Raw genomic sequence first — 15,538 nt, 5'->3', positions numbered from 1 at the left:
GCTTCAGGCTTCCGCCTGGTGCCGGTACGCGCCGGGGGTGAGGCCGGTCCACTTCTTGAACGCGCGATGGAAGGCCGAGGGCTCGGAAAAGCCGAGCTGCTCGGCGATGTCCTGGATCGATAGCTCGTCCCGACCCAGGTGGTAGATCGCCAGGTCGCGGCGCAGGTGGTCCTTGAGTTGCTGGAAGCTGCCGCCTTCCTCGCGCAGGTGGCGTCGCAGGGTCTGCGAACTCATGTGCAGCTGGCGGGCGACCTGGTCGAGGTCCGGCCAGCGCCGGCAGTCGCGGCCGAGCAGGCGGCGGATCTGGCTGGTCAGGCTGTCGCCGCCGTCCGGGCGCGCCAGCAGGTCGGCGGGAGAGTGCTGGAGGAACTGCTTGAGGGTGCGTTCGTCCTGCAGCAGCGGCATCCCCAGGTAGCGGGCGGCGAACAGCAGGCTGGTGCAGCCGGCGGAAAACCGCCGGGGGCAGGGAAACAGCAGGTCGTACTCGGCCTGGTGGTCCGGCGCCGGGTAGCTGAAGGTGGCTTCCTCCAGGCGGATGCGCTGGCCGATCAGCCAACTGGCGAGGCGGTGCCAGATCACCAGCAGGCTTTCGGCGAGAAAGTGATCCGGGTCCGACAGGTGGCGTTCCTCGAGGCTCAGGCGCACCAGGTCGCCTTCGCGCCGCAGGTGGATCAGCGGCGCCTGGGGGAACAGGCCGTAGAACAGTTCGCCGCGCTGCAGGGCCTTTTCCAGGGTCCGGCAATGAATCAGGGTGTGGCACATCATGGCGAAGGTGCCGCGCTTGCTGCGGACTTCGCCGAAGCCCATGTATTCGTCGTCCAGCACTTCCCAGAGCAACTGCATCAGACGGGTGAACTGCTCCGGCGCGATGCGTGCCCGCGGTTCGTCCAGCAGGGCCGGCTGGATGCCGGCGCGACGCAACAGGGCGGGGCCGTCCAGGCCTTGGCGCGTGGCCCCGCGCAACGCGGCGCGGACGAAATGGCTGGCGATGGTGCGCTCACGCATGGCGGCGTCCTTGTTGTTGGAACGGCGATGGTAGGGCGCCACCCGGAAGACGACAAGGGTGGTGGCGGACTCCCGCCATGCTCGCGCGGCACAGCCGGCCCGCCGGGCGGTAATCCGCCACGCTTAGCCCGCTATGCAATTTTCATTTTTTATTTAACTTGTTGATATATAAGGATTTTATTTAGAGAAAGAGCATCCTGGCACAGCCTCTGCAATGCCTGGGCAAGGTTCCGCCGCGGCGGTTCACGACAAAAAATCTCCCCAGCAAGGGGGGTAACGCTACCGGTGAGCGCGTTCCAGGGAACTGGCGAAGCGCCCCCGTGAGGACTCTGCCCATGACCAAACAACCCTTCTACAAGAGCCTGTACGTGCAGGTTCTGGTCGCCATCGCCATCGGTATCGCGCTCGGCCACTGGTACCCGGAAACGGCGGTGGCGATGAAGCCGTTCGGCGACGGCTTCGTCAAACTGATCAAGATGGCCATCGCGCCGATCATCTTCTGCACCGTGGTCACCGGCATCGCCGGCATGCAGAGCATGAAGTCGGTCGGCAAGACCGGCGGCATGGCGCTGCTGTACTTCGAGGTCGTCTCCACCGTGGCCCTGATCATCGGCCTGGTAGTGGTCAACGTGGTCCAGCCGGGCGCCGGCATGCACGTAGACCCGAACACCCTCGACACCAGCAAGATCGCTGCCTACGCCGCTGCCGGCGAGAAGCAGAGCACTGTCGACTTCCTGATGAACGTGATCCCCGGCACCGTGGTCGGCGCGTTCGCCAACGGCGACATCCTCCAGGTCCTGTTCTTCTCCGTGCTCTTCGGCTACGCCCTGCATCGCCTGGGCAGCTACGGCAAGCCGGTGTTCGAGTTCATCGAGCGCGTCTCCCACGTGATGTTCAACATCATCAACGTGATCATGAAGGTCGCCCCGATCGGCGCGTTCGGCGCCATGGCCTTCACCATCGGCGCCTACGGTGTGGGTTCGCTGGTGCAGCTCGGCCAGCTGATGCTGTGCTTCTACATCACCTGCATCCTGTTCGTGCTCATCGTCCTCGGCGGCATCGCCCGCGCCCACGGCTTCAGCATCCTGCGCTTCATCAGGTACATCCGCGAGGAACTGCTGATCGTGCTGGGCACCTCGTCTTCCGAGTCGGCTCTGCCGCGGATGATCGACAAGATGGAGAAGCTCGGCTGCAACAAGTCGGTGGTCGGCCTGGTGATTCCCACCGGTTACTCCTTCAACCTCGACGGCACCTCGATCTACCTGACCATGGCCGCGGTGTTCATCGCCCAGGCCACCGATACGCCGATGGACATCACCCACCAGATCACCCTGCTGCTGGTGCTGCTGATCGCTTCCAAGGGCGCCGCCGGCGTCACCGGCAGCGGCTTCATCGTGCTCGCCGCGACCCTTTCCGCCGTCGGCCACCTGCCGGTCGCCGGCTTGGCGCTGATCCTCGGCATCGACCGCTTCATGTCCGAAGCCCGCGCGCTGACCAACCTGGTCGGCAACGGCGTGGCCACGGTAGTGGTTTCCAAGTGGTGCAAGCAGCTCGACGAGGGCACCTTGCAGCGCGAACTGGCCGGCGAGGGCAACGCTTCGTCGCCTGCCAGCGATATTCCGGTGGGCGGCCGCGAAGCGGTCTAAGCTCAAACCTGTTCGGCAGGGGGAAGTGAAGAGCTCCCTGCCGCCCTTCGAACCCGCCCTCGTGGCGGGTTTTTTTATGCCTCGGCAGCGGCCTGCTCGCGCAGCCAGGCGAGGAACAGCGAGAGGGGTGCTCGTTGCGCCGCTCCTGGCAGGCTCACCGCGTAATAGGCGAAGCGGCTCGGCCAGGGCCGCTCGAGGGCGACCGCCAGGCGGCCGCTGGCGATCTCGGCGCGGGCATGGATCTCCCGTACCAGCGCGATACCCTGGCCGGCCTCGGCGGCGCGAACCAGCAGCAGGTCGTCGGCGAAAGCCGGACCTCTCTCGCTGCGCGGGTCGTCCTCCACCCCCATCGCCCGCAGCCACAGGCGCCAGTCATTGCGCTCCGACTCCTGCAACAGCGGGTAGGCCAGGCAATCGATCGCTTCGCGGATCTCAGGGCCTTCCGCCAGCAGGCGCGGGCTGGCCACCGGGATCAGCGGCGGGGCCATCAGCGCCTGCACGTCGAGTCCGGGGTAGTCGCCGAGCCCGTGGCGGATGGCGACGTCGATTCGTTCCCGGCGCAGGTCGGCGAGCAGTGCCGTAGCCTCCACGCGGACTTCCACCTGCGGGTGCGACGCGCTGAATTGACCGAGGCGCGGCACCAGCCAGGTGGCGGCGAAGGAGGGCTCGGTGCTGACCGTGATGGTCTGGCGGGCATTGATCGCCTCCAGCTGGGCAAGGCTCGCGGTGATCTGCTCGAAGGCCTGGCGGAGGCCGGGATAGACCTGCTCGCCCTCCGGCGTCAGGCGCATGCCATGGCTGAAGCGCTGGAACAGGACGACGCCGGTGCGCGCCTGCAGAGCCCTGAGCTGCTGGCTTACCGCGCCGGGAGTGACGCCCATGGCCGCGGCCGCGCGGGTGAGATTGCCATGGCGGGCGGTTTCGACGAAAGCGCGTAGCGCGAGGAGCGGGAGGACGGCACCCATGAATTCAGTTTTTCTATAAATAGGTTGTAGAAAGGATCGTTTTTCATCCGCCGACCCGGGCTTCAGCATGTGTGGCGAAACGAGAGACTTTAGCCTAGCTGCTTTCTTCGGTGTGCGGGAAGCGGCCGAGGCGGTTTCCCCGGTCGGCGCCGCCCCCATCGCCCAGGCGCCGGATAGTCCAGCGCTGCAAGGATACTTGCCATGCCTTCCCTCCAGCTCTACAGCGACAGTTCACCCAACGGATTCAAGATCACCATCGCCCTCGAGGAACTGGGGCTGCCCTACGCACTGCACCACGTTCGCATCGACCATGGCGAGCAACGCCGCCCGGAATTCCTGCGCCTGAATCCACATGGCCGGATACCGGTGCTGGTAGACCGGGCCGCCGGCATCACCCTGTTCGAGTCGGCGGCGATCCTGCAGTACCTGGCGGAGACCAGCGGGCGGTTGCTTCCCGACGCCCCCCGGGAACGCTGGGAGGCCCTGACCTGGCTGACTTTCCATGCTTCCAGCATGGGGCCCATCCTCGGCCAGCGCGTGCATTTCGAGATCTTCGCCGAAGAGCGGTACCCGCCGGCCATCGAACGCTATCGGCGGCTCTCCGAGGAGGTTTTCGCCACCCTCGACCAGCGCCTGGCCGGACGGCCCTGGCTGGCCGGTGAGCAATACTCCATCGCCGATATCGCCACCTTCGGCTGGACCCATACGGCGCGGATCGTCGACTTCGACTTCAGCCATTATCGCCACCTGGACGACTGGCACCGGCGCATGGCCCTGCGGCCTGCGGTGCAGCGCGGGATCGTCCTGCCGGAACCGGCGGTGGGTCCATGAGCGCCCTGCTGCAAGGCGCCTCGGCGCCGGCCTTCGTCGGGCACCCTGGCTATCGGCGCATGTTCGCCGCAGACGCGCTGACCCTGGGCCTGTTCCTGCCGTTGCGTTTCTACCAGGGCGACATGCGGGTGCTGCTGGGCCAGGCGCGGCTGGTCGAAGAAATCGATCGACTGGGATTCGCCGCCGTCTGGGTACGCGACGTACCGCTGTTCGACCCACGCTTCGGCGATGCCGGACAAGTGTTCGACCCGTTCACCTACCTTGGCTATCTGGCCGCGCGGACCCGCCGTATCGCCCTGGCCACCGGCAGCGCGGTGCTTGCCCTGCGCCAACCGGTCGACCTGGCCAAGGCCGCGGCGAGCGTCGACCGGTTGTCCGGCGGACGCCTGGTGCTGGGCCTCGCCTCCGGCGACCGGCCGGTGGAGTTCCCCGCCTACGGGTTGGAGCATGCGCAGCGCGGCGAGCGGTTCGCCCAGGGCCTGGACTACCTGCGCCAACTGCTGCACGGCTGCCGGCACGTCGCCTCGCCGCTCGGTACGCTGGACGACGCCGAACTGTTGCCGCGTCCGCCGGCCGGCGCCATCCCGCTGGTCGTCACCGGCTCCGCGCGGCAGCCGGCGGACTGGCTGGCACGCCAGGCGGATGGCTGGCTGACCTATCCGGAGTCGACTGTCGATGCGTCCGGACCACGTCGCCTGGCCGGGAAGATCCGCGCCTGGAGGATGTCCATCGCGGACGGCGGGTTCCGCCCGCACATGACCAACGAATGGCTGGACCTGGTGGACGACCCGGCGTATCCGCGTACGTCGTTGCATGGCGGCTACGTCCTGCGCACCGGGCGCAACGGCCTGATCGAGCTGCTCGGCGAATGGCGTGCGGCGGGCGTCAACCATGCCGCCCTGGGCATCCAGTTCTCCGCCAGGCCGGCAGCGGAAGTCATCCAGGAACTGGCCGAGGAGGTGCTGCCGCTGTTCCCGTCCCACCCGGGCGTGCAGCCGGCGAGCATGGACTGGTAGCTGACCGATTCGGTCAACCGAGCCTGAGCGCTCGCGTCATTGAGGGCGCCGGCCGGCGCCGCCTACCCTGCGGAACCACTGACCGCAGGGAGTCCCCGTACATGCAACGGCAGATCTTCGAGACCGAACACAACCTGTTCCGCGATGCCTTCCGCGCCTTTCTCGACAAAGAGGTGGTGCCGCACCAGGACGCCTGGGAAGAGGCCGGGGTGGTCGACCGCGCTGTCTGGAGGAAGGCGGGGGAGATGGGCTTCCTGCTGCCCTGGGCGGACGAGGAGTACGGTGGCGCCGGGCTCAAGGACTTCCGCTACGAGCAGATCATGTGCGAGGAGCTGGCGCGGATCAACGAACCGGGCTTCATGATCCCGCTGCACTCGGCGTTGTGCGGGCCGTACATCGCCGAATACGGTAGCGCCGAGCAGAAGGCCCGCCTGTTGCCGGGGATCGTCCGTGGCGAGACCATCCTCGCCGTGGCCATGACCGAGCCGTCCGCCGGCTCCGACCTGGCCGGCATGCGCAGCACCGCGGTGGACAAGGGCGACCACTGGCTGCTCAACGGCTCCAAGGTGTTCATCTCCAACGGCCTGCTGGCCGACCTGGTGATCGTCGCGGCGAAGACCGATCCGGCGAACAAGCACGCCATGGGCCTGTTCCTGGTGGAGCGCGGCATGCAAGGCTTCGAGCGCGGGCGCAACCTGAAGAAGCTCGGCATGAAGAGCCAGGACACCGCCGAGCTGTTCTTCAACAATGTGCGGGTGCCGAAGGAAAACCTGCTGGGCGACGCCAAGGGCGGCTTCTTCTACCTGATGAACATGCTCGCCCAGGAACGCCTGACCAACGCCTGCGGCGCGGTGGCCGGGGCCGAGGCGGCGTTGCAGGCGACCATCGATTACGTGAAGGAGCGCCAGGCCTTCGGCCGGCCGGTGGCGCACTTCCAGAACACCCGCTTCAAGCTCGCCGAAATGCGTACCCAGATCGACGTGGCGCAGGTTTTCACCGACCGCTGCGTGATGGACCACAACCAGAAGAAGCTGTCCCCCGAGGTCGCCGCCGAAGCCAAGCTGTTCACCACCGAGCTGCTGGGCAAGGTGGTCGACGAAGGCGTGCAACTGCATGGCGGCTGGGGCTACATGTGGGAGTATCCGATTTGCAGGATGTACGCCAACGCCCGCATCCAGCGGATCTTCGCCGGTACCTCGGAGATCATGAAAGAGATCATCAGCCGCGGCATGAAGCTCTGACGCCACGGCCATGTCGCGCCGCGCGGCGGGTGGATAGGCTGCTCGGCAGGCGATCCCGACCAATGCCCGGCGACCCAGAGGAGGGAGCATGAAAGGCCCGTTGTCATCGTTGAAAGTGCTGGATTTCTCGACCCTGTTGCCGGGGCCGTTCGCCTCGCTGCTGCTGGCCGACATGGGGGCCGACGTGCTGCGCGTGGAGTCGCCCGGGCGCATGGACCTGGTGCGGGTGCTGCCGCCGCACGTCGATGGCACCTCGGCCAGCCATGCCTACCTGAACCGCAACAAGCGTTCCATCGGCCTCGACCTGAAGCGGCAGGGCGCACGCGAGGTGGTGCTGGAGCTGGTACGCGAATACGACATCGTCCTCGAACAGTTCCGTCCGGGGGTGATGGACAAGCTCGGCGTCGGCTACGAGGCGCTGAAGGCGGCGAACCCGCGACTGATCTACGTGGCCATCACCGGCTACGGCCAGACCGGGCCGTACCGCGAGCGCGCCGGGCATGACATCAACTACCTGGCGCTGGCCGGCGTCGCCAGCTACACCGGGCGCCGCGAGCGTGGCCCGTTGCCGCTGGGGGTGCAACTGGCGGACCTCGCCGGTGGTTCGTTGCATGGCGTGATGGGCCTGCTGGCGGCGGTCATCCACCGGCAGCAGACCGGCGAGGGGCAGTTCGTCGACATCAGCATGACCGACTGCGCCTTCAGCCTGAACGGCATGGCCGGCGCAGGCTATCTCGCGGCCGGGGTCGAGCCGGAGATGGAGGCGCTGGCGCTGAACGGCGGCAGCTTCTATGACTACTACCGCACCCGCGATGGCCGCTGGTTCTCGGTGGGCAGCCTGGAACCGCAGTTCATGCAGCAATTCTGCGCCGCCATCGGCCGCCCGGAACTGGCCGCCCGCGGCCTGTCGCCGAAGCCGGAAGAGCAGCGGGCGCTGAAGCGCGAGATCGAGATGGAGTTCGAGAAACGCGACTTCGCCGAATGGCAGGCGGTGTTCGCCGCCCTGGATGCCTGCGTGGAGCCGCTGCTGCCGCTCTCCGAGGCGCTGGAGCACCCGCAGTTGCAGGCGCGCGGGCTGGTCGCCCGGGTGCCGCTGGCGGACGGCGGCAGCCAGGCGCAGATGGCCTGTCCGATCAAGTTTTCCGCCGGCCTGTCGGCGCCTCGCCACATCGGCGCGGCGCTCGGCGCCGACACCGTGGCGGTGCTCGAAGGCCTGGGCTACTCCGCCGAACGGATCGCCGAGCTGAAGGCGGCCGGGGCCATTGCCTGAATCACTCGCGGAGCACTTCGCCGGTGAACACCAGGGTCGCCTTGCAGCGCCGGCAGTAGTAGCGGCGCCCCTTGGCCACCAGGGTGTGGCGTTGCGGGGAGAACGGGAACTCGTTGTGCTCCGGGCAATGGCAGCGGTACAGGTAGCGGGTGGTGGCGCGGCGCTTGACCGCGTAGGTGTGGCAGCGGTCCGGCGGCAGGCCGTAGATGCCGCGCATGATCAACTGCCACTCCTCGCCGTGGGGGCGGATGCGCGGGCCGAACAACTGGTGCGCGATCAGGTGCGCGACTTCGTGGGCCACGGTCTGTTCCAGGAAGTGCTCGCGATTCTCGCGGTACAGCTGGGGATTGAAGCGCAGCAGGTTCTCGTCGAGGTGGGCGACCCCGGCTTTCTGGCCGCGCAGGCGGAAGCTGACGGTCGGGCGGGGGAAGCTGCGTTGGAAGAAGTGTTCGGCCTGCCGATAGCAGGCCTCGACGCGGGCGTTGAGGTGTTCGGGCATTCGGGAAGACTCCAGCAGCGGGCGATTATGCCGGAGACAGGAGGGCGGGCGCAGGCGTCGGGACGACCGCTCGTCCGGGGTGCAGGATCAGGCAAGCGCGGCGGCGGGCAAGAAAAAACCGGGCGGCGGTTACCCGCGGCCCGGTCGTACGATGCGTTCGCTGGACGTCAGCTGGTGTATTCCGGGCCGACCCCGCTGCCCCAGAGGATCACCGACAGGGCGATCATCGCCACCAGCACCACCAGGCCCACCGCCAGCACCGAGCTGGAGAACAGGAAGCCTTCGTCCTTGTGGATGTTCATGAAGGTGGGAATCCCCACGTAGAGCAGGTAGACCGTGTAGCTGATCGCCGCCACCCCGACGATCATTCCCAGCCAGAGGTGCGGATACAGCGCCGCCAGCCCGGCGATGAACAGCGGCGTGGCGTTGTAGGCGGCGAACACGATGCACTGGGTCAGGCTCGGGTTGGCGTCGTAGGTCCGCGCCATCCAGTGGATGAACGCGCCCATCACCGCCACCCCGGCGAGCATCGCCAGGTAGGTGAGGACCGTCATCTGCAACGCGCTGGCCTGGGTCAGCTTGACCGGATCGCCGCCGCCGACCACCCAGCCGACCTGGGTCGTGCCGATATAGGCGGAAATCGCCGGAATGGCAGCCAGGATCAGGATGTGGGTCAGGTACATGTGGCTGATGCTTTCTTCTTCGCCACGGATTTCCTGCCATTCCTGATCGGGATGGGTGAAGAGCCCCCATACATGATGGATCATGCCGTTTCCTCCTCGTTCTTATGTGGTCGCCCCCCAGCGAAGCGCCGGGCGCGCATGGACAGCGCCACCTGGTGCTCGGCCGACCTATGCGACCTTATGTCGCAGTATAGGAACGGCCCGACCCCGCGTCGCTCGCGGGGTTAGAGCAAATCGAAGCTTCACGGCCGGCTGTAATAGCGTTGCAGTATTTCCATCGCCTTGTTGATCGATTGCAGGCGCGCGGTGCTGCCGCCGCGGTCGGGATGGTGCTGGCTGACCAGTTGCCGGTAGCGCAGCTTGATGGCGGGATAGTCGACCGCGCCTTCCAGCTCGAACAGGGCGAGGGCGGCGGCCTTCTCCTCGCTGCCCTGCATGCGCGTCCAGAAACTCTGCAGCAGCCGCTCGACGTCGGCCTCGCTGGTCTCCCCCAGGTGACGCAGGTTGAGGTAGTAGTCGCGCAGCGGATCGCCCTGTTCCAGCGCCTGCGTGCCATCCACGTAAGGACGCAGGCGCAGGCTCAGCGGGCTGATCTCCAGGTGCGCCTCGCGCTCGGCCCAGAGGTGGTCGCGCAGGTGGTAGAGCGCGTTGAACAGGAGGAAATGGGTGCGGAACAGCACCAGCTTGTCGGCCAGTTCGCGATGGGGGATATGCGTCGAATGGCGGGCCTTCAGCAGCTGGATCAGCTGGTATTCGGAAAGCCCCTCGGGATGCTCGCGCAGCAGGCAGAGGATCTGCCCGGCGAGGTCGAGGCGGTGGTCGAGGTCGGGAGTCATGGGGCAAGACTAGCATCGGGCGTCGGGAGGGGCTGGGGTCGGCGTCGCTTTGTGCGTAAAATAGCCAGCTTTTCTCCTCGAACACCCGGATTCCAGAGCACCATGGGCACCCTTTCGGTCAATCAGAACAAACTGCAGAAGCGCCTGCGCCGCCTGGCCGGCGAGGCCATCACCGACTTCAACATGATCGAGGATGGCGACAAGGTCATGGTCTGCCTGTCCGGCGGCAAGGACAGCTACACCATGCTCGACATCCTGCTCTACCTGCAGAAGGTCGCGCCGATCCGCTTCGAGATCGTTGCGGTGAACATGGACCAGAAGCAGCCCGGTTTTCCCGAGCATGTCCTGCCGGAGTACCTGAAGTCGATCGGCGTGGAGTACCACATCGTCGAGAAGGACACTTACTCGGTGGTCAAGGAGAAAATCCCGGAAGGCAAGACCACCTGCTCGCTGTGCTCGCGCCTGCGCCGCGGCACGCTGTACACCTTCGCCGACGAGATCGGCGCGACCAAGATGGCCCTCGGTCACCATCGCGACGACATCCTCGAGACCTTCTTCCTCAACATGTTCTACGGCGGCACCCTGAAGGCCATGCCGCCGAAGCTGCTGGCCGACGACGGGCGCAACGTGGTGATCCGGCCGCTGGCCTATTGCAGCGAGAAGGACATCGAGGCCTATTCCCAGCTCAAGGAGTTCCCGATCATCCCCTGCAACCTCTGCGGTTCGCAGGAGAACCTGCAGCGCCAGGTGGTCAAGGAAATGCTGCTGGAATGGGAACGCAAGTCGCCGGGGCGTACCGAGATCATGTTCCGCGCCCTGCAGAACGTGGTGCCGTCGCAACTGGCCGACCGCAACCTGTTCGACTTCGCCAACCTGCGCATCGACGAGAACGCCACGCCGCGCTTCCTCGACGTGATGAACCTCTGAGCCGCGCCGCGGGTCAGTTCTTCTCTCCGGTCTGCAAGGATTCCCGATGCGCGACTACGCCTGGATGTACGAATACTGCCTGAACCGCTTCGGCTCCAGGGAGGCGCTGGAAGCGCGCCTGCCGCAGCCGAAGAGCGCCGCCGAGCTGTGCGCGCTGGGCGACGACCGCTACCTGTCGCTGATCAGCCTGCGGATCTTCCGCGCCGGCCTCAAGCACAGCCTGGTGGACGCCAAGTGGCCAGCCTTCGAGGAAGTGTTCTTCGGCTTCGATCCGCAGAAGGTCGTGCTCATGAGCGCCGAGCATCTCGAGCGGCTGATGCAGGACGCCCGCCTGATCCGCCACCTGGGCAAGCTCAAGAGCGTGCCGCGCAATGCGCAGATGGTGCTCGACCTGGCCCGCGAGCATGGCAGCTTCGGCAACTTCCTCGCGGATTGGCCGGAAACCGACATCGTCGGCCTGTGGAAGCTGCTGTCCAAGCGCGGCAACCAGCTCGGCGGCTTGTCGGCGCCGCGTTTTCTGCGGATGGCCGGCAAGGACACCTTCATTCCCAGCGAGGACATGGTCGCCGCGCTGAAGGCCCAGGAGATCATCGACAAACCGCCCACCAGCCTCAAGGACCTGGCGGCCGTCCAGGGAGCCTTCAACCAGTGGCGCGAGGAGAGCGGCCGGCCGCTGTGCCAGCTGTCGGTGATGCTGGCGCATACGGTCAATCACTGAGCTAGAGGCTCAGCCGACCGCTGCCGATCATCCACAGCGCCGCCAGCGCGAGGACCAGCACCAGCGCCGCGACGCTGCCTTCGGCGCGATTGCCGAACGCCGGCAGGTCGCGCTGGCGACGGGCATGCAGGAAGAAGCCGAGGCCCGGCGCGTAGAGGATCATCGACAGCAGCAGGTATTTCAGCCCGGCGGCGTAGATCAGCCAGACCCCGTAGAGCGTCCCCAACAGCGCCAGCGCCAGCATCGCGCCCGAGTGCGGGCGGCGCGCCACCAGCTTCAGGCAGAAGCCGGCGCAGAGCAGGTAGGGGATCAGCGCCATCGAGGTGGCCAACTGGATCAGTGCGTTGTAGCCCGAGGCGTTGAGGAAGGCCACCAGCAGCAGCGCAGAGATCAGCGTGCTGGTCAGCCACAGTGCCGGCGCTGGGGTTTCCACCGCATTGGTGCGGCCGAACAGTGCCGGCGCGGTGTGCGTTGGGCCACGGCTGGCCAGGTAGAGCATTTCCACCGCGAGCATGGTCCAGGCCAGCAGCGCGCCGCCGACCGAAACGATCAGCCCGACGTTGATCAGCGTGGCGCCCCAGGGGCCCACCGCCGCGGCCATCACCTGGGCCATCGAGGGGTTCTTCATCTGCGCCAGTTCGTGCTGCGGCACCACGCCCAGCGACAGCACCGAGACGCAGACCAGCAACAGCAGGGTGACCACGAAGCCGAGCAGGGTTGCACGGCTGACATCGGCCGCGTGCCGCGCGTGGCTGGCATAGACCGTGGCGCTCTCGATGCCGAGGAATACCCAGACGGTGTAGAGCATGGTGGTTTCCACCTGGCGGGTGACGCTGCCCAGGGCCGGGCTGCCCCAGAAGTCCAGGTGAAAGGTCTCGATGCGGAAGGCCAGGGCTACGCAGAGGATGAACAGGGCGATCGGCACCACCTTGGCGAGGGTCACGATGGCGTTGGTGATCGCCGCGTTGTGCACGCCGTGGAGGACGAAGGCATGCATCAGCCAGAGCACCGTCAATTCGCCGAGCAGCGCCGGCCAGGTGGTTCCGTCGCCGAAGAAGGCCAGCGCGCCGAACGAGCCGAGGGCGCTGAACAGCACCACCAGGTAGCCGGCGTTGCCGACCCAGGCGGAAATCCAGTAGCCCCAGGCAGCATTGAACCCCAGGTATTCGCCGAAGCCTTCGCGGGCGTAGCCGTAGACGCCGTCGTCCAGTTCGGGGCGGGTGGTCGACAGCCACTGGAATATCCGCGTCAGGGTCAGCATGCCGACGAAGGTGATCGCCCAGGCGATCAGGATCGCGCCGGCGCCTGCGCCTTCGGCCATGTTCTGCGGCAGGCTGAAGATACCGCTGCCGATGATGCCGCCTACCACCAGCGCGGTCAGCGCCGGCAGCCCCAGTTTTCCCTTGTCCGAATCGGCCATGTGGCACCTCCGAAACTGCATCCGGTATGTCGCGCCAGGCGCAGGCGGAGCCTGCGCCGGGGTGCGACGGCGGGAGGCGGCGGGTCGGTCCGCCGCGGCATGGTTCAGAAGCGCAGTGACATGCAACTGACGCCGCCGTCGATCTTGCGGTATTCGGAGGTGTCCACCTCGATCACCCGGTAGCCGAGGCGGGCGATCTTCTCGCGGGTCCGGGGATAGCCGGCGGGCATGATCACCCTTTCGTTGACCCAGATGCAGTTGGCGGCGTAGGACTCCTCTTCGGGGATCTCGATGATGTTGAAGTCCTGGAACTCCGGCTTGCTGACGAACTCGCCGGCGGCCAGCAGGTTGTTGTGTTCCAGGTAGGCGAGCCCGGTCTTCAGGTGCAGGACCTTTTCCAGGCGTACCACCGAGCCGCTGAGGCCATGTTTCTCCAGGATCGCGATCATCTGCCGGGCGCCCTCGGCGTTGGTGCGGGCCGATTCGCCGATGTAGAAGTGGTCGCCGACCATCATGATGTCGCCGGCTTCCACCGTGCCGGGTGCCTCGATGCGCTCGACCTTGCCCGGATAGAAGCGCTGCACGGTCTCCTCGATGATCTCGGTCTCGCCGCGCCGCGATTCGGCGCCGGGGCGGGTGATGATGGCGCAGCGCGAGGTGCAGAGCACCGGGTCCTCGACGAACACCGAGTCGGGGAAGCGTTCGTCCGGCGGCAGCAGGGTGATGTCCACGTCGCAGGTCTGCAAGGCGCGGATGTAGGCGTTGTGCTGCTCCAGGGCCTTGGCGTAGTCCGGCTTGCCGAGGTGGCTGGAGGTCAGGCCGTCGACCAGGCTGCGGGCGGGCGTGCGAGCGATGATGTGCTTGAACATAACGATTTTCCTCGTGTGGGGACGACGAGGTCGTTGCAAGCCACGCGCCAGCCAACGCCCGGGAATTGCCTTGGAAATCCTTGATAAATCGGAGGATTTTCCTGGTTTTCCGAGGGCTTGGTTGATCCACGCCAAGGATGCTCGGTCGCGCTGCGTCGAAAATGGGTCAACTGACGAGATTTCGACATCCGGGAAACCGAGGGGGAGAGCATGGCGCTTGTCGAGGAGCCGACGATTTCCGCGCGAAGCGGTGAACTAGCCTGGTTGGTGGACTGCCTGGCGCCGATTTTCGACGGCCTGCGGCAACCGGTCACGGTGGTCGACCCCTCCGGTCGCTTCGTCTACTACAACCGTGCCAGCGGCCTGCTCGATGGTCTCGACCCGCAGCGGGCGCTGGGCATGCACCTGTTGCAGAGCGCTCCCTGGCTGGCGGCCGAGCAAAGCACGCTGTTGCGTTGCCTGGCCGAAGGGCGGCCGTCGATCGATACGCTGCAGGCCTACGTGGGGGCCGGCGGCGAGCTGTTGCAGTATCGCCACCGGGCGATCCCGCTGCGCGGGCGCGACGGTTGCCTGCTCGGCGCGATGGAGCTCGGCGAAGTCGTCGCCGAGACCGAAGAGGCCGCAGGCCCGGCGGATTGCCCGAACATCCTGAGCGTGGCGCCGAGCCTGCTGCGGCAGTTGCAGCGCCTGGACGTCTTCGCGGCCACCGACCTGCCGCTGCTGATCCATGGCGAGACCGGCACCGGCAAGGAACTGTTCGCCCGTCGCGCCCATGCCCTGAGCCCGCGACGCAGCGGTCCGATGATCAGCCTGAACTGCGCAGCGATTCCCGAGACGCTGCTGGAAAGTACCCTGTTCGGCACCACCCGCGGCGCTTTCACCGGCGCCGAGAACCGCAAGGGCATGTTCGCCCTGGCGCAGGGCGGCAGCTTGTTCCTCGACGAGATCAATTCCATGCCGATGGCCATGCAGAGCAAGCTGCTGCGGGTCCTGCAGGACGGCAGCTACCTGCCTCTGGGCAGCCTGAGCCCGCAGCGGGCCGATGTACGCCTGATCGCGGCGAGCAACCAGCCGCCGCGCCAGGCGATCGCCGAGGGACGCCTGCGCGAGGACCTGTACTACCGTCTGGACGTGGGCAGCCTGTGCATCCCGCCGCTGCGCGAGCGCCCCGGCGATGTGGAACTGCTGGCACGGGCGTTCGTCCGTCGCGATGCGCGCAGCCTCAACCCACGTGTCACCGCCCTTGGCGAACGGGCGCTGGCGCAGTTGCTGGCCTGCGACTGGCCGGGCAACGTCCGGCAACTGGAAAACGTGATCCGACGCAGCCTGTTGCTGCACGGGGAGGGCGGCGCACTGCTGGATGAGGTGGCGTTCGCCGACGACGGCGCCGAGGCCGTGGGCGGCGAGGCCGCGCTCTCGATGAACAGCGCGGCGGTCGGAGGCCTGCGCGAGGCGCTGGCGCAACAGGAGCGCAACCTGATAGAAGACGCCTTGCGCCAGGCGCGCGGCAATCTCTCCCGGGCCGCCGCCCGGTTGCGGATTCCGCGCACGACCCTGCTCGGGCGCATGCGCCGGCTCGGCTTGCCGGCTTCCCTCGATCCGCCAGCCTGAC

At 66.9% G+C, this 15,538-nt stretch carries 15 protein-coding genes; 8 read left to right on the top strand and 7 right to left on the bottom strand.

All coding sequences use genetic code 11. From position 1 onward, the window contains the following. Positions 1 to 3: 3 nt before the first annotated feature. On the bottom strand, positions 4 to 1,005 hold the full coding sequence (locus HMPREF2581_RS24500) for an AraC family transcriptional regulator (protein ID WP_003133812.1): 1,002 nt from the start codon (positions 1,003 to 1,005) through the stop codon (positions 4 to 6). Between the two features lie 335 nt (positions 1,006 to 1,340). Between HMPREF2581_RS24500 and dctA the strand changes: the two genes are divergently transcribed. Then, positions 1,341 to 2,651 carry a C4-dicarboxylate transporter DctC gene (gene dctA, locus HMPREF2581_RS24495; protein WP_003082442.1) on the top strand — a complete coding sequence of 437 codons (1,311 nt, stop codon included), beginning with the start codon at positions 1,341 to 1,343 and terminating at the stop codon, positions 2,649 to 2,651. A gap of 74 nt (positions 2,652 to 2,725) precedes the next feature. On the opposite strand, the gene HMPREF2581_RS24490 is transcribed toward dctA, so the two are convergent. Then, complete coding sequence (locus tag HMPREF2581_RS24490; protein WP_003140526.1) at positions 2,726 to 3,616, bottom strand: LysR substrate-binding domain-containing protein; 891 nt, start codon at positions 3,614 to 3,616, stop codon at positions 2,726 to 2,728. 201 nt (positions 3,617 to 3,817) lie between these two features. Here HMPREF2581_RS24490 and HMPREF2581_RS24485 point away from each other — a divergent pair, with 201 nt between their 5' ends. The 4 genes from HMPREF2581_RS24485 (at position 3,818) to HMPREF2581_RS24470 (ending at position 7,974) form a co-directional block, all read left to right on the top strand. Beyond that, positions 3,818 to 4,447 (top strand): glutathione S-transferase family protein, encoded by a 630-nt coding sequence (locus tag HMPREF2581_RS24485; protein WP_003140525.1) that lies wholly within the window; start codon positions 3,818 to 3,820, stop codon positions 4,445 to 4,447. Further along, entirely contained in the window at positions 4,444 to 5,463 is a 1,020-nt protein-coding gene (locus HMPREF2581_RS24480; RefSeq protein ID WP_003140524.1) for an LLM class oxidoreductase, read from the top strand. Before HMPREF2581_RS24485 ends, HMPREF2581_RS24480 begins: the two co-directional genes overlap by 4 nt. Positions 5,464 to 5,564: 101 nt before the next feature. After that, a complete protein-coding gene (locus HMPREF2581_RS24475) occupies positions 5,565 to 6,704 on the top strand; it encodes an acyl-CoA dehydrogenase family protein (protein WP_003082447.1) in 1,140 nt (379 codons plus the stop codon). Positions 6,705 to 6,792: 88 nt separating this feature from the next. Further along, positions 6,793 to 7,974 carry a CaiB/BaiF CoA transferase family protein gene (locus HMPREF2581_RS24470; protein ID WP_003140523.1) on the top strand — a complete coding sequence of 394 codons (1,182 nt, stop codon included), beginning with the start codon at positions 6,793 to 6,795 and terminating at the stop codon, positions 7,972 to 7,974. 1 nt (position 7,975) lies between these two features. On the opposite strand, the gene HMPREF2581_RS24465 is transcribed toward HMPREF2581_RS24470, so the two are convergent. From HMPREF2581_RS24465 to HMPREF2581_RS24455, 3 genes are all read right to left on the bottom strand, one after another. Next, positions 7,976 to 8,473, bottom strand: coding sequence for a SprT family zinc-dependent metalloprotease (locus HMPREF2581_RS24465; RefSeq protein ID WP_003140522.1), 498 nt, complete (start codon positions 8,471 to 8,473; stop codon positions 7,976 to 7,978). Between the two features lie 167 nt (positions 8,474 to 8,640). Continuing rightward, on the bottom strand, positions 8,641 to 9,240 hold the full coding sequence (locus HMPREF2581_RS24460) for a Yip1 family protein (protein WP_003082455.1): 600 nt from the start codon (positions 9,238 to 9,240) through the stop codon (positions 8,641 to 8,643). Between the two features lie 158 nt (positions 9,241 to 9,398). After that, positions 9,399 to 9,992 (bottom strand): DNA-J related domain-containing protein, encoded by a 594-nt coding sequence (locus HMPREF2581_RS24455; RefSeq protein WP_003140521.1) that lies wholly within the window; start codon positions 9,990 to 9,992, stop codon positions 9,399 to 9,401. Between the two features lie 102 nt (positions 9,993 to 10,094). On the opposite strand from HMPREF2581_RS24455, the gene ttcA reads away from it, so the two are divergent. Together ttcA and HMPREF2581_RS24445 are read left to right on the top strand one after the other, a co-directional pair. Beyond that, on the top strand, positions 10,095 to 10,919 hold the full coding sequence (gene ttcA / locus HMPREF2581_RS24450; protein ID WP_003082462.1) for a tRNA 2-thiocytidine(32) synthetase TtcA: 825 nt from the start codon (positions 10,095 to 10,097) through the stop codon (positions 10,917 to 10,919). Positions 10,920 to 10,965: 46 nt separating this feature from the next. Next, a complete protein-coding gene (locus HMPREF2581_RS24445; protein ID WP_003140493.1) occupies positions 10,966 to 11,637 on the top strand; it encodes a DNA-3-methyladenine glycosylase I in 672 nt (223 codons plus the stop codon). Position 11,638: 1 nt separating this feature from the next. On the opposite strand, the gene HMPREF2581_RS24440 is transcribed toward HMPREF2581_RS24445, so the two are convergent. Both HMPREF2581_RS24440 and ddaH read right to left on the bottom strand, forming a co-directional pair. Then, a complete protein-coding gene (locus HMPREF2581_RS24440; protein WP_003140492.1) occupies positions 11,639 to 13,057 on the bottom strand; it encodes a basic amino acid/polyamine antiporter in 1,419 nt (472 codons plus the stop codon). A 104-nt stretch (positions 13,058 to 13,161) separates the two neighbouring features. After that, positions 13,162 to 13,926, bottom strand: a complete 765-nt coding sequence (gene ddaH, locus HMPREF2581_RS24435; protein WP_003086612.1) for a dimethylargininase — start codon at positions 13,924 to 13,926, stop codon at positions 13,162 to 13,164. Positions 13,927 to 14,136: 210 nt separating this feature from the next. Here ddaH and ddaR point away from each other — a divergent pair, with 210 nt between their 5' ends. Continuing rightward, positions 14,137 to 15,537: a transcriptional regulator DdaR gene (gene ddaR / locus HMPREF2581_RS24430; RefSeq protein ID WP_003140491.1), complete on the top strand. Its 1,401-nt coding sequence runs from the start codon at positions 14,137 to 14,139 to the stop codon at positions 15,535 to 15,537. Position 15,538: the final 1 nt, after the last annotated feature.

Source organism: Pseudomonas sp. HMSC057H01 (assembly GCF_001836405.1).
Taxonomy (GTDB): Bacteria; Pseudomonadota; Gammaproteobacteria; order Pseudomonadales; family Pseudomonadaceae; genus Pseudomonas; species Pseudomonas aeruginosa.
The sequence above is the reverse complement of the archived record's forward strand: the minus strand, read 5'-3'. Positions and strand labels throughout refer to the sequence as shown.

Excerpts from the sequence above, each read along its gene's own strand:
- HMPREF2581_RS24500 (WP_003133812.1), bottom strand. The coding sequence starts at position 1,005 with ATGCGTGAGCGCACCATCGCCAGCCATTTCGTCCGCGCCGCGTTGCGC.
- dctA (WP_003082442.1), top strand. The coding sequence starts at position 1,341 with ATGACCAAACAACCCTTCTACAAGAGCCTGTACGTGCAGGTTCTGGTC.
- HMPREF2581_RS24490 (WP_003140526.1), bottom strand. The coding sequence starts at position 3,616 with ATGGGTGCCGTCCTCCCGCTCCTCGCGCTACGCGCTTTCGTCGAAACC.
- HMPREF2581_RS24485 (WP_003140525.1), top strand. The coding sequence starts at position 3,818 with ATGCCTTCCCTCCAGCTCTACAGCGACAGTTCACCCAACGGATTCAAG.
- HMPREF2581_RS24480 (WP_003140524.1), top strand. The coding sequence starts at position 4,444 with ATGAGCGCCCTGCTGCAAGGCGCCTCGGCGCCGGCCTTCGTCGGGCAC.
- HMPREF2581_RS24475 (WP_003082447.1), top strand. The coding sequence starts at position 5,565 with ATGCAACGGCAGATCTTCGAGACCGAACACAACCTGTTCCGCGATGCC.
- HMPREF2581_RS24470 (WP_003140523.1), top strand. The coding sequence starts at position 6,793 with ATGAAAGGCCCGTTGTCATCGTTGAAAGTGCTGGATTTCTCGACCCTG.
- HMPREF2581_RS24465 (WP_003140522.1), bottom strand. The coding sequence starts at position 8,473 with ATGCCCGAACACCTCAACGCCCGCGTCGAGGCCTGCTATCGGCAGGCC.
- HMPREF2581_RS24460 (WP_003082455.1), bottom strand. The coding sequence starts at position 9,240 with ATGATCCATCATGTATGGGGGCTCTTCACCCATCCCGATCAGGAATGG.
- HMPREF2581_RS24455 (WP_003140521.1), bottom strand. The coding sequence starts at position 9,992 with ATGACTCCCGACCTCGACCACCGCCTCGACCTCGCCGGGCAGATCCTC.
- ttcA (WP_003082462.1), top strand. The coding sequence starts at position 10,095 with ATGGGCACCCTTTCGGTCAATCAGAACAAACTGCAGAAGCGCCTGCGC.
- HMPREF2581_RS24445 (WP_003140493.1), top strand. The coding sequence starts at position 10,966 with ATGCGCGACTACGCCTGGATGTACGAATACTGCCTGAACCGCTTCGGC.
- HMPREF2581_RS24440 (WP_003140492.1), bottom strand. The coding sequence starts at position 13,057 with ATGGCCGATTCGGACAAGGGAAAACTGGGGCTGCCGGCGCTGACCGCG.
- ddaH (WP_003086612.1), bottom strand. The coding sequence starts at position 13,926 with ATGTTCAAGCACATCATCGCTCGCACGCCCGCCCGCAGCCTGGTCGAC.
- ddaR (WP_003140491.1), top strand. The coding sequence starts at position 14,137 with ATGGCGCTTGTCGAGGAGCCGACGATTTCCGCGCGAAGCGGTGAACTA.